Here is a 12,620-nt window from a genome sequence, read left to right on the forward strand (position 1 = left end):
TCAGCTGCAGCCGCTGGTCGAGCCGCAACCCTCGCAGATGTAGCAGGAACCGGCCCGCTGCATCTTCGTACCGCAGGAGAAGCACAGCGGGGCGTCGGCCTGGATGCCCAGCTGCATCTCCACCAGCTCGGCGCTGGTGTGCGCCTGCTGCGGCACGGCCTTGACCACCTCGGCCTGGGCCTTCGGAGCCGCCACGGCCTTCAGTTCCTGGGCGCGCGGAGCCGACTGGGCCAGGCCCTCGACGTCGACCTCGTCGTCGGCCGACTCGTACGAGCCGGTCTCCAGGTGGCGCTGGCGCTCCTCGGCGGAGTGGATGCCGAGGGCGGAGCGGGTCTCGAAGGGCAGGAAGTCCAGCGCCAGGCGGCGGAAGATGTAGTCGACGATCGACTGCGCCATCCGCACGTCCGGGTCGTCCGTCATACCGGCCGGCTCGAAGCGCATGTTGGTGAACTTCGAGACGTACGTCTCCAGCGGCACGCCGTACTGCAGACCGACGGAGACCGCGATGGAGAAGGCGTCCATCATGCCCGCGAGCGTGGAGCCCTGCTTGGACATCTTCAGGAAGACCTCGCCGAGGCCGTCGTCGGGGTAGGAGTTGGCGGTCATGTAGCCCTCGGCGCCGCCGACCGTGAAGGACGTGGTGATGCCGGGACGGCCCTTCGGGAGGCGCTTGCGGACCGGGCGGTACTCGACCACCTTCTCGACCGCGGTACGGATCGTCTCCTCGGCCTTCTCGGTGATCTCGGCCTTCTCGTCCTCCTTCTTCTTGGCGGAGAGCGGCTGGCCGACCTTGCAGTTGTCGCGGTAGATCGCGAGCGCCTTGACGCCGAGCTTCCAGGCCTCGAAGTAGATCTCCTCGACCTCCTCGACGGTCGCCGTCTCCGGCATGTTGACCGTCTTGGAGATGGCGCCGGAGATCCACGGCTGGATCGCGGCCATCATGCGGACGTGGCCCATCGGGGAGATGGCGCGCTCGCCCATGGCGCAGTCGAACACCTCGTAGTGCTCGTGCTTGAGGCCGGGGGCGTCGATCACGTTGCCGTTCTCGGCGATGTGGGCGACGATCGCCTCGATCTGCTCCTCCTGGTAGCCCAGGCGGCGCAGGGCCTGCGGGACGGTGCCGTTGACGATCTGCATCGAGCCGCCGCCGACCAGCTTCTTGAACTTCACCAGGGCGAGGTCGGGCTCGACACCGGTGGTGTCGCAGGACATCGCGAGACCGATGGTGCCGGTCGGCGCGAGGACGGACGCCTGGGAGTTACGGAAACCGTTCTGCTCGCCGAGGCGCAGCACGTCCTGCCAGGCCTCCGTGGCGGCCGCCCACACCGGGGAGTCCAGGTCGTCCGTACGGACGGCCTTGGCGTTGGCGTCGGAGTGCTGCGCCATGACGCGCTTGTGGGCGTCGGCGTTGCGGGCGTAGCCGTCGTACGGGCCGACGACCGCGGCCAGCTCGGCGGAGCGGCGGTAGGCCGTACCCGTCATCAGGGAGGTGATCGAGCCGGCCAGGGTGCGGCCGCCGTCGGAGTCGTACGCGTGGCCGGTGGCCATCAGCAGGGCGCCGAGGTTGGCGTAGCCGATGCCGAGCTGGCGGAACGCGCGCGTGTTCTCGCCGATCTTCTGGGTCGGGAAGTCCGCGAAGCAGATCGAGATGTCCATCGCGGTGATGACCAGCTCGACGACCTTCTGGAAGCGCTCGGCCTCGAAGGACTGGTTGCCCTTGCCGTCGTCCTGGAGGAACTTCATCAGGTTCAGCGAGGCGAGGTTGCAGGACGTGTTGTCCAGGTGCATGTACTCGCTGCACGGGTTCGACGCGGTGATCCGGCCGGACTCGGGGCAGGTGTGCCAGTTGTTGATGGTGTCGTCGTACTGGATGCCCGGGTCGGCGCAGGCCCAGGCGGCCTCGGCGATCTTGCGGAAGAGCGCCTTGGCGTCGACCTCCTCGATGACCTCACCGGTCATGCGGGCACGCAGGCCGAACTTGCCGCCCTCCTCGACCGCCTTCATGAACTCGCCGTTCACACGGACCGAGTTGTTGGCGTTCTGGTACTGGACGGAGGCGATGTCGTCGCCGCCCAGGTCCATGTCGAAGCCCGCGTCACGCAGGACGCGGATCTTCTCCTCTTCCTTGACCTTGGTCTCGACGAAGTCCTCGATGTCGGGGTGGTCGACGTCCAGCACGACCATCTTGGCGGCGCGGCGGGTGGCACCACCGGACTTGATGGTGCCGGCGGAGGCGTCGGCGCCGCGCATGAAGGAGACCGGGCCGGAGGCGTTGCCGCCGGAGGAGAGCAGCTCCTTGGCGGAGCGGATGCGGGAGAGGTTCAGGCCGGCGCCGGAGCCGCCCTTGAAGATCATGCCCTCTTCCTTGTACCAGTCGAGGATCGACTCCATGGAGTCGTCGACGGACAGGATGAAGCAGGCCGAGACCTGCTGGGGCTGCGCGGTGCCGACGTTGAACCAGACCGGGCTGTTGAAGCTGAAGATCTGGTGCAGGAGGGCGTAGGCCAGCTCGTGCTCGAAGATCTCGGCGTCGGCGGGCGAGGCGAAGTACTTGTAGTCCTCACCGGCCTTCCGGTACGTCTTCACGATCCGGTCGATCAGCTGCCTCAGACCGGTCTCGCGCTGCGGGGTGCCGACAGCACCCCGGAAGTACTTGCTGGTGACGATGTTGACCGCGTTCACCGACCAGAAGTCGGGGAACTCGACGCCACGCTGCTCGAAATTGACCGAGCCGTCGCGCCAGTTGGTCATGACGACGTCACGGCGCTCCCACGACACCTCGTCGTACGGGTGCACGCCAGGGGTGGTGTGGATGCGCTCGATGCGCAGTCCCTTGGTGGCCTTGGTGCCCTTGGATCGGGAACCCCGTGCCGGACCGCTCGCCGTCTCTGTCATGCCGCCTCCCTGTACGGGCAAAAACGCCCTGAAGTGCCCTTTTGTTCCCGAGGGCACATGTTTCTGTCTTGCGTCGCGGGCATGCTGGATCATCACCCGCGACAAACCTTCGTTCGCCGCCGTCAAGCCGGAACCCGGCTCCGCACGGCCTTCCGGACCGCCGGTCAGTCGGCGGCGCGCGCGGGCACGGCGACCTCGGTGGCCCCGCCGGTCCCGCGACGGTCTTCCTGGCTCCCCGCGCCCGTGCCGCCCTCGTCCGCCACGGCGTCCGGCTCCACCCGCCTCAGCTCCGCGATGGCGGCCTCGAAGTCCTCGAGCGAGTTGAACGCCCGGTAGACGGAGGCGAACCGCAGATAGGCGACGAGGTCGAGCTCCTGCAACGGGCCGAGTATGGCCAGACCCACGTCGTGGGTGGTCAGCTCGGCGCTCCCGGTGGCGCGCACGGCCTCCTCGACCCGCTGGCCGAGCTGGGCGAGTGCGTCCTCGGTGACAGGCCGTCCCTGGCACGCCTTGCGCACACCGTTGATGACCTTGGTGCGACTGAACGGCTCGGTGACCCCGGACCGCTTCACCACCATGAGCGAGCACGTCTCCACGGTCGTGAAACGACGGGAGCAGTCAGGACACTGGCGGCGCCTGCGGATGGACGTGCCGTCGTCGGTCGTACGGCTGTCGACCACACGGCTGTCGGGGTGCCTGCAGAAGGGGCAGTGCATGTTCTCCAACCCTCCTCACAGCAGACTCATGAGCCTCGCCGGACTCACAAGCCCGCGAAGCAGCCCTAAGCATAGGCGATCGCAGAGCCGTCTCCGACCGGGGGGACCACAACTTGTGGGCCGCTGTAGCCATCCAACCACTACATGTGGGGATTGGCCCATACATCGAGGCAGAGACGCGTGTCGTGACGGAGCGGCGGCCCGGGGGCCGGCGGCGACCGGCGCGGACACGCCGACGCGGAGCCGCGCCGGCGCGGCACTCGCGGCGATACCGTGGGCGCCGGACGGAGGACGCGCGGCACTCCCGCGCAGCCAGGACCCCGGATCCCGGACTCCAGGGCTCCGGATGGCAGACTGGGGAGGCAGCCCACCAGGCGGGCAACCTCAGCGGTGAAGAGTACAACAATGGGCGCTTTTGCCCGCCGGATGTCGCGTTACCCATACACCCAGACACTTGATCGCGATAGGTGAAACGCACTTTTTCACTCGAACGTGTGTTTGGCGCAACCTTTCGAAAGCAACTACCGTTGGCTAGCAGGGAGACCATCGAGAGGGGCCGACGTGACCACCACCGCAGACAGTGCCACCATCACCGCCCAGGACCGCTCCCAGGGCCGAGTCGAGCCGGTACATGCGATGAGCGAAGCCATGAATCCCGAGGGACACAAGCGCTCCCTGCCGGGCCGACCTCCAGGAATCCGGGCGGACAGCTCCGGGCTCACCGACCGGCAGCGCCGGGTGATCGAGGTCATCAGGGACTCCGTGCAGCGGCGCGGCTACCCGCCGTCGATGCGCGAGATCGGGCAGGCGGTCGGCCTGTCCAGCACGTCCTCGGTCGCCCACCAGCTGATGGCACTGGAGCGCAAGGGCTTCCTGCGCCGCGACCCGCACCGCCCGCGCGCGTACGAGGTCAGGGGATCGGACCAGGCCGTCACCGTGCAGCCCACGGACACCGCCGGCAAGCCCGCCGCGTCGTACGTCCCGCTGGTCGGCCGCATCGCCGCCGGTGGCCCGATCCTCGCCGAGGAGTCCGTCGAGGACGTCTTCCCTCTCCCCCGCCAGCTCGTCGGTGACGGCGAACTGTTCGTCCTCAAGGTCGTCGGCGACTCCATGATCGAGGCCGCCATCTGCGACGGCGACTGGGTCACCGTGCGCCGCCAGCCGGTGGCCGAGAACGGCGACATCGTGGCCGCCATGCTCGACGGCGAGGCCACGGTCAAGCGCTTCAAGCGCGAGGACGGCCATGTATGGCTCCTCCCCCACAACGCGGCCTACGAGCCGATCCCCGGCGACGACGCGACCATCCTCGGCAAGGTCGTCGCCGTGCTGCGGCGCGTCTGACGGCCGCGGGCGGGCCGGCCGGCCCGCTCCCTGACCGGGCCCCGGAACCCCTGCGCCGGTTCCGGGGCCCTGCGTGTATCCGGGGCGGCGCGGAGCCGCCCCCGTCGAGGGGTGACCTGGACCGCTGCAGGTCCGGGTCACCCCTCGATCACTCGGCTTCCGCCTGCTGCGCCAACGCGTCGATCGCCGCGAGCGACTTGCGGACCTGGTTACGGTCCGTGGTGTACCAGAAGTCCGGCAGCGACGTCCTGAGATAACCGCCGTACCGCGCGGTGGCCAGACGCTGGTCCAGAACGGCGACCACGCCCCGGTCACCGGACGCCCGCACGAGCCGGCCGGCGCCCTGCGCCATGAGCAACGCCGCGTGGGTGGCGGCCACCGCCATGAAGCCGTTGCCGCCGGCGTCCTCCACCGCCTTCTGGCGCGCGCTCATCAGCGGATCGTCGGGACGCGGAAACGGGATCTTGTCCATGACGACCAGCTGACAGCTGGAGCCCGGGACGTCGACGCCCTGCCACAGCGAGAGCGTGCCGAAAAGACAGGTCTTCGGGTCGGCCGCGAAATTCTTGATCAGTTCGCCCAGCGTCTCCTCGCCCTGGAGCAGGATCGGGAACTCCGGGATCCGGGAGCGCAGCTCCTCCGCGGCGAGCTGGGCGGCCCGCATGGACGAGAACAGGCCGAGCGTGCGCCCGCCCGCCGCCTGGATCAGCTCGGTCAGTTCGTCGAGCATGTCGCCGCGGTCACCGTCGCGCGCGGGGCGCGCGAGATGCTTGGCGACATACAGAATGCCCTGCTTGGGGTAGTCGAAGGGCGAGCCGACGTCGATGCCCTTCCACGTGGGCAGGTCGTCGCCCTCCACTCCCTCCGGACCGAGTCCGAGCGAGGCCCCGACGCCGTTGAAGTCGCCGCCCAGCTTCAGCGTCGCCGAGGCGAGGACGACGGACCGGTCGGTGAAGAGCTTCTCCCTGAGCAGACCGGAGACCGACATGGGGGCGACGCGGAGGGACGCGCCGAAGCGGTCGTGCCGTTCGTACCAGACGACGTCCCACTCCGAGCCGTTGGCGACGCGCTCCGCCACGTCGTGCACCGACTCCACCGAGGCCAGTGCCTGCTTGCGGACCGCGTCCTCGTCCTGGACGGACTTGTCGCGCGTCGCGCCGATCGCGGAGATCACCGTGCGGGCGGCGTCCCGCAGCGCCATCAGGGCGTAGGCGAGGTCCTCCGGGATCTCCTCGAGGCGGCCGGGCAGCGCCAGCTCCATGATCCGCTCGAAGCCCTCGGCGGCGGTCTGCAGCTGGTCGGCGGCCTTCTCGTTGACGAGCTTGGCGGCACGGCGCACCGCACGGTTGACCTGGCCGGGCGTGAGTTCCCCGGTGGCGACGCCCGTGACCCGGGAGACGAGTTCGTGCGCCTCGTCCACGATCAGCACCTCGTGCTGCGGCAGCACCGGGGCGCCCTCGATGGCGTCGATGGCCAGCAGGGCGTGGTTCGTGACGACGACCTCGGCGAGCTTGGCGCGCTCGCGCGCCATCTCCGCGAAGCATTCGGCGCCGTAGGCACACTTCGACGCGCCCAGGCACTCCCGGGACGACACCGACACCTGAGCCCAGGCGCGGTCCGAGACACCCGGGGTGAGATCGTCCCGGTCGCCGTTCTCGGTCTCGTCCGCCCAGTCCCGCAGCCTGAGCAGGTCCTGGCCCAGCTTGCTGGTGGGCGCGGCGGCCTCGAACTGGTCGAAGAGCCCGTCCTCCTCGTCCTGCGGCATGCCCTCGTGCAAGCGGTGCAGGCACAGGTAGTTCGACCGGCCCTTGAGCATCGCGAACTCCGGACGGCGGCGCAGCAGCGGGTGCAGCGCGTCGACCGTGCGCGGCAGGTCGCGCTCCACGAGCTGGCGCTGGAGGGCCAGCGTGGCCGTCGCGACGACCACGCGTTCTCCGTGCGCGAGCGCGGGCACGAGATAGCCCAGCGACTTTCCGGTGCCGGTGCCGGCCTGGACCAGCAGGTGGGATCCGTCGTCGATCGCCTCGGCGACGGCTTCGGCCATGGTCACCTGGCCGGGGCGCTCCGTACCGCCCACCGCGGCGACGGAGGCATGCAGGAGTTCGGGGAGGGAGGGCTTCGTCATAGCCTGACCACCCTACGGCCCTCCACTGACAAACGAGTGGTCGTGCCGGGGACGGGGGGCGGATTCACGGCCGTGGCTCCTGAGGTGGGATGGGTGCGGTGGGGGCTGCGCTGGGGCCGGGACCGGGGCCGGTCACCGGGGCTGAGGTGTTGAGGTGGGGCGCGGTCGGGGTGGGGGGCACGGGCGCCCGGATGGGCCGGGGTGGGGTCTGGGTTCGGCGCCCCCCGGGGCGGGGTGGTGGGCGGCCGGCTCGCTCGCCGACCTCGGACTCGCCGACCTCGGACTCGCCAATCCCGGGCTCAGGGATGCCGGGCTCACCGCTTCGCCGCCGGGCTCCCGGGCTCCGCGATATGCGGTTCGCCATCGGCCCGCCGGTGTGGGCCTCGCCTGCGGCTGTTCCGGGGCGGTACGCGGCTGACCTGCGGCGGTGGCCCTTCCCGAGGGGGTGCGGGGCGATCGCGGGATTTTTTTCTTCGGCGCGGGAACACCGCGCGCCCGCCGTTCGTATCTCATGGTGAGCGGCCGATCACTCGACGCTACAGAACATCGCGCAGGACGCGGTCCCGGATCATGAGGGCGGCCCGCTTGCCGGGCAGGTCGACCTCGGCCGCGAACCGGAAGCCTGCGCTCAGGAACGCGGCGACGGAGGGGGTGTTGAGAAGAGCGGGTTCCGCAACGACACGTGCGCAGGCGGGACGCCGGTCGAGGATCAGGTCGGCCACGGCTCGGAGCAGGGTGGATCCCACCCGTCGCCCTCGGTCGGCGGCGTCACCGATCAGGACGTGGATCCCGGTGTCGTGCGGACGGGCCGGGTAGCGGCGGGCCAGCGGATCCAGGTCCGCCCGGTAGATCTCCCAGTAACTCATGGGGGTGCCGTCGAGTACGCCGAGACACGGCACGCTGCGCCCGTCGCCGTGGAGCTGGGCCCGCAGGTGGTCCTCCGTACGGTTCTGGGGCCCGGCCAGTTCCCAGAACTCCGCGACGGCGGGGTCGTTCATCCAGCGGTGGACGAGCGGCAGGTCCTGATCGATGCGTACGGGCACCAGTCGGAAGGAGCCCGCGGCCGTCTTGGCCGGGCCCCATGTGGCGAGCCGGTCGAGAAGGCCCGCAGCCGCACCGGCACGGAAGGCGAGGAACTCGACGGGCAGGCGGATGTCGAGCGTGTCCTCGCCGTCCGGGTCGTCGTCCTCGACGGCGAACCGGCCGAACGGAGAGTTCCGGGGACCCGCGGTGTCCGCGCGGGAACCGGCGCTGTCCGGATGGGCAGGGACGGGACCGGTTCCGGCGCTTGCGTCGGTGGGAGGCACGGCGCGCTCCTCTCAGGAGACGAGGTGGGTCATGTTCCTCGGATGTGCGGGGAGACGATGCGGCTCGCCGGAATGCGCGTCCGCTCGGGTGGTGCGCGGAAGTACGTGGCTCAGCAGTGAAGGGGGTTGGCGATGGTGACGTAGACGGACTGGGTGTCGACCGGGCCCTCGAGTTCGTCCAGACCGTGCAATCGGGTGAGCAGGTTCGCCTTGCAGCGCAGGACGGGTGAGTCGAGCAGACGACCGGGCAGGGAGGTGCGCGGCGCGGCCGGCCCCGAGGCGACGTCGGTGAGGAAACGGCGGAACGCCGCGAGGAGCAGTCGCTCGTCCGCGAGGCGCTGCGATCCGAAGGCGCCGATCAGGCCGAACACGTTGTTGACGGCGAGGTAGTAGGCGAAGCGTTCGTCGGTGATCTCGTCCGGGACGAAGGTGTCGCTGCGCGCGCCGATGCCGGGTAGCCGGGCGTCCAGTTCGGTCCGCCGGGACTCTCGGAAGTAGTACCCCTGGTTGTCGCGGTAGCGTCCGCCGACGGGCCAGCCGTCGCCGTCGAGCAGCACGAGCGTGTTCTGCTGGTGGGCTTCGAGGGCGATACCGGCCTCGGCGTCCAGCCAGAGGACGGGCCGGACGATCTGCTCCAGGTAGCGCAGGAACCACTCCGCGGCGACGGCGCCGACGGGCCGGCCGGTGCGGGCGGCAAGGCGTCCGAGTAGCCGGGCCAGACGGGACCGCATCGGCCGGCCGGTGCCACGCGGTGAGGTGTCGCCCGACAGCCTGGCGACGGGGCGGGGCGAGACGAGTCCGGCGACGCAGCCGACGTCGTCGGCCGGGGTGAACGGGTTGTGCCGGATCACCACGTCCAGTCCTGGCACGGGCAGACCGTCAGGGCCGTCGACGGCGATCCAGGCCGGGTCGCGGACGATGTCGAAGCCGGAGTGGGCCGTCTGCCACTCCTTGGCCAGTCCGGTACGCAGCAGCCGGTGCACCTCGACACCCCGGTGAAGTTCCTTGCGCAGGTTCTCGCGGCGGGAGTTGGTGATGCGCAGGGCCAGCGAGAGCTTGAGCATCGCGGGAGCACCGGACCGGTGGACGGTTCGTACGGAGGAGGTGGGGTGCCAGGGAGGGCCGAGAGGGCCGAGGTCGCGAAGGAGTCCGGCGTCGAGCAGCGCCGCGACGGCCGCGCGGTGCCGTACCTCGCGCGCCTGCCAGGGGTGCAGCGGCAGCGCGGTGCAGCCGTCGGGCAGCGGCAGCCCGGTACCGGCGAGACGCCGGATGAGGTGACCGGCGGGAACGGGACGGCCGCGCTCGGTCCAGGCCGAGTCGGTCGCGAGGAGAGAGGGGGCGACAGCCAGCCAGTGCAAGGGGAAGGAGCCGTGCAGTTCCGGTGCGTACAGCTCGGCTTCGGCGTCGGTCAGGCCGTCCCGGCTCTTCGGGGTCGGGTGGTGCGGGTGGCCGAGGAGGAGCGCCTGTTCGGCACTGAGGAAGAGGTCGGGGGTGTCGGCGGGGTGTTCGCGCCGGTGCCTGATGAAGCTCGCGGTGCGTCGAACGGAATCGGCCACCCGTGCCACGAGATCGCTGTCGTCACCGGGGTCGGCGGGGTCGGCGGCCGCCGAAGGGGCCGGGCTGCGGGGGGTGTCATGGGGGGTGCCGGCTGATTCCCTGGTGAGCAGGGCCGCGAGGGTGACCGCGTCGACGGGGGGTGCGGTGTCGGGGGCGTACGTGAGGCGCGGCGGGCCGAAGCGGTGCCAGCCCGTCGGGGACCAGTAGCGGACCGGTGCGATCAGGGCGGTGCCGCTGTTGGGGAGCGGGATGCGAAGGGTGCCGGTCGCCGGGGCGGCGAGGCCGGTCTCGCGGACCCAGCACCGCAGGAGGTTCTCCACGGCGGCGGCCTGAGCCGCTGTGCGGGGATCGGGGTCCTCCAGCGGGTCGGCCCCCGGCACTGTCCGGCGGGTGAGGTCCGCCTCCCGCTTCTTCTGCTGCGGGACGGAGTCGGCGCGCGGCACGGCGGAGGGTGTGGTGCCGGAACCTCCCTGGTCGTCAGGGGCTCCGGAGCGGCCGTCGGGGGCTGGGGTGGCGTTCATGACGGCTCCTGTGGCTCCTGTGGGGCTGGCGTCAGGTGGTGCGGGCTCGTTCCGCCGCCCGCCCGGTCGCCGACGCCCCGTGGCCAGTGGTCACCGGGCGGCGGCGAGCGGGGGTGGGCGGGACAGCGGGGTGTGTACGAGAGGGCTGTGCGGTTGTCGCCGGCGGTCGGTGTCGGCGTGGGTGTCCGGGAGAGGGGCTGAGCGGGGATGCGGTGGTGTGACGGTGGGAAGGCCGGATCCGGTGCGGGGGGCCGGGCGGGGCGTGCACGGTTGTCAACTCGTGCCCGTGGCGGGGCCGGGCTGGCGTGGCTGGTACGGGCCGTGGGTCTCGTGGTGGCGGGCCACCGCTGCCACCGCGTCCGTCAGGCGGTCGAGTACGGCCGTCGCCTGTTCGTCGCTGATCGTCAGGGGCGGAAGCAGCCGGACCACGGACGAGTGGCGGCCGCCGAGTTCAACGATCAGTCCGCGTTGGAGGCACTCGCGTTGGACGGCTGCGGCGAGTTCGGGCGCGGCCGGGCGCGGCCGGCGGGTACGCGCCGGGCCGGCCGCCCCAGCCGATACAGCCGCCCCAGCCGGCCAGGCCGCGCCGGCCACCCCACTCGACCCGGCCACCCCGCTCGTCCCGGCCGTCTCGACCGATCCCGGCCTCTCGCTCTCCCCCGGCGTCGCGTACAGCCCGGCCGGCGCGCGGTCTGCTTCGTCGGCGAGGGAGCCCGCGTGGGCGGAGGCCGGGTCGGTGTCCGGGTCCACCAGCTCGATCCCGATCATCAGGCCGCGCCCTCGTACGTCGCCCACGCAGGCGAACTCGTGGGTGAGTTCCGCGAGCTGGGCCATCATGCGGGAGCCGAGGGCGGCGGCGCGCTCGGCGAGGGCGTTCTCACGGACGTGGGCCAGGGTGGCGGTGCCCGCGGCCATGGCGAGCTGGTTGCCGCGGAAGGTGCCGGCGTGGGCGCCCGGCTGCCAGGCGTCGAGATCGTCGCGGTAGACGATCACGGCCAGCGGGAGACTGCCGCCGATGGCCTTGGACAGGACCATGACGTCGGGGGTGACGCCGCTGTGGTCGACCGCCCAGAAGGCGCCGGTGCGGCCGACGCCGGTCTGGACCTCGTCGGCGATCAGCGGGATCGAGCGGTCCGCCGTGATCCGGCGCATACGGCGCAGCCAGTCGTCCGGCGCGGGGATCACCCCGCCCTCGCCCTGGACGGGTTCGAGGATCATCCCGGCGGGCAGCGGCACACCGGATTTGGGGTCGTCGAGGAGCGCCTCGGTCCAGCGGGCGCCGAGTTCGGCGCCGGGCGGGCCGCCGACGCCGAAGGGACAGCGGTAGTCCTGCGGATAGGGCAGGCGGGCGACCTGGACGTCGTGGGCACCGCCGGAGGCGGCCAGGGCGCCGGCGGTCATGCCGTGGTAGGCGCCGGTGAAGGCGAGGATGCCGGTGCGGCCGGTCGCGGCCCGCACCAGTTTGAGGGCGGCCTCCACGGCGTCGGTGCCGGCCGGTCCGCAGAACTGCACGCGGGCGCTGTCGGCGAGACCCGGTGGCAGGGTGCGGAACAGCTCGGTGATGAAGGCGTCCTTGACGGGGGTCGCGAGGTCGAGGACGGAGAGGGGGGCGCCGGAGTCGAGGACCTTGCGGATGGCTTCCAGCACGATCGGGTGGTTGTGGCCGAGGGCGAGGGTGCCGGCGCCGGAGAGGCAGTCCAGGTAACGGCGGCCGTCCGCGCCCTCGATGGTGAGCCCTCGCGCACGGACGGGCACGATGGGCAGTGCGCGAGCGTAGGTGCGTGCCGAGGACTCACGCGCCGACTGGCGTCTGAGGATCCCCTCGTGCACGGCCCGCGCTTCCCCCGGTGTGCCTCCAGCCATCGACTCCGTAACGGCCACGGCGCACTGTCCTCCCCGCTGCCCGAAGGCGAGTTGATCCTCGGGGACCGGACACAGGCGGCAGGCCCCACCGGCTACAACCGCACACCGATCGGGCGGTTACGGGGTCGCGTTGAGTTCCTTGGGCCGGGGGCGCGGGTGGCAGGCCCCGCCGTTCTGCGGAGCGGAGGGAGCTGCCGGTCGCGCCGCCCTCGGGCGAGACAGGGGGGGTTGATGCCGCGTCAGCCGCATCAACCGCACCGGCAACCGGGGCGGCCGACTCAGCCGCGTCAGCCGC

7 protein-coding genes are annotated in these 12,620 nt (G+C 71.3%); 1 reads left to right on the plus strand and 6 read right to left on the minus strand.

What is annotated here, in order from left to right:
- Both ACF073_RS32520 and nrdR read right to left on the minus strand, forming a co-directional pair.
- A complete protein-coding gene (locus ACF073_RS32520) occupies positions 1-2,895 on the minus strand; it encodes a vitamin B12-dependent ribonucleotide reductase (protein WP_392075024.1) in 2,895 nt (964 codons plus the stop codon).
- A 164-nt stretch (positions 2,896-3,059) separates the two neighbouring features.
- Complete coding sequence (nrdR, locus tag ACF073_RS32525; RefSeq protein WP_392075025.1) at positions 3,060-3,611, minus strand: transcriptional regulator NrdR; 552 nt, start codon at positions 3,609-3,611, stop codon at positions 3,060-3,062.
- 561 nt (positions 3,612-4,172) lie between these two features.
- On the opposite strand from nrdR, the gene lexA reads away from it, so the two are divergent.
- Entirely contained in the window at positions 4,173-4,952 is a 780-nt protein-coding gene (gene lexA, locus ACF073_RS32530) for a transcriptional repressor LexA (protein WP_392075026.1), read from the plus strand.
- Positions 4,953-5,100: 148 nt separating this feature from the next.
- Here lexA and ACF073_RS32535 read toward each other — a convergent pair whose 3' ends face one another.
- The 4 genes from ACF073_RS32535 to ACF073_RS32550 form a co-directional block, all read right to left on the minus strand.
- Complete coding sequence (locus ACF073_RS32535; protein ID WP_392075027.1) at positions 5,101-7,077, minus strand: ATP-dependent DNA helicase; 1,977 nt, start codon at positions 7,075-7,077, stop codon at positions 5,101-5,103.
- Positions 7,078-7,613: 536 nt separating this feature from the next.
- Positions 7,614-8,384 carry a GNAT family N-acetyltransferase gene (locus ACF073_RS32540; protein ID WP_392075028.1) on the minus strand — a complete coding sequence of 257 codons (771 nt, stop codon included), beginning with the start codon at positions 8,382-8,384 and terminating at the stop codon, positions 7,614-7,616.
- Between the two features lie 110 nt (positions 8,385-8,494).
- Complete coding sequence (locus ACF073_RS32545; RefSeq protein WP_392075029.1) at positions 8,495-10,462, minus strand: IucA/IucC family protein; 1,968 nt, start codon at positions 10,460-10,462, stop codon at positions 8,495-8,497.
- A gap of 273 nt (positions 10,463-10,735) precedes the next feature.
- The gene (locus ACF073_RS32550; RefSeq protein ID WP_392075030.1) at positions 10,736-12,343 is read right to left on the minus strand and encodes a diaminobutyrate--2-oxoglutarate transaminase family protein; all 1,608 of its coding nucleotides are present in this window, start codon (positions 12,341-12,343) and stop codon (positions 10,736-10,738) included.
- Positions 12,344-12,620: the final 277 nt, after the last annotated feature.

The sequence above is a fragment of the Streptomyces sp. NPDC015171 genome (genome assembly GCF_043079545.1).
Classification (GTDB): domain Bacteria; phylum Actinomycetota; class Actinomycetes; order Streptomycetales; family Streptomycetaceae; genus Streptomyces.

What these genes read in the sequence shown, in the direction of transcription:
- ACF073_RS32535 (WP_392075027.1), bottom strand. Translation starts at nt 7,077, where the DNA reads ATGACGAAGCCCTCCCTCCCCGAACTCCTGCATGCCTCCGTCGCCGCG.
- ACF073_RS32545 (WP_392075029.1), bottom strand. Translation starts at nt 10,462, where the DNA reads ATGAACGCCACCCCAGCCCCCGACGGCCGCTCCGGAGCCCCTGACGAC.
- nrdR (WP_392075025.1), bottom strand. Translation starts at nt 3,611, where the DNA reads ATGCACTGCCCCTTCTGCAGGCACCCCGACAGCCGTGTGGTCGACAGC.
- ACF073_RS32520 (WP_392075024.1), bottom strand. Translation starts at nt 2,895, where the DNA reads ATGACAGAGACGGCGAGCGGTCCGGCACGGGGTTCCCGATCCAAGGGC.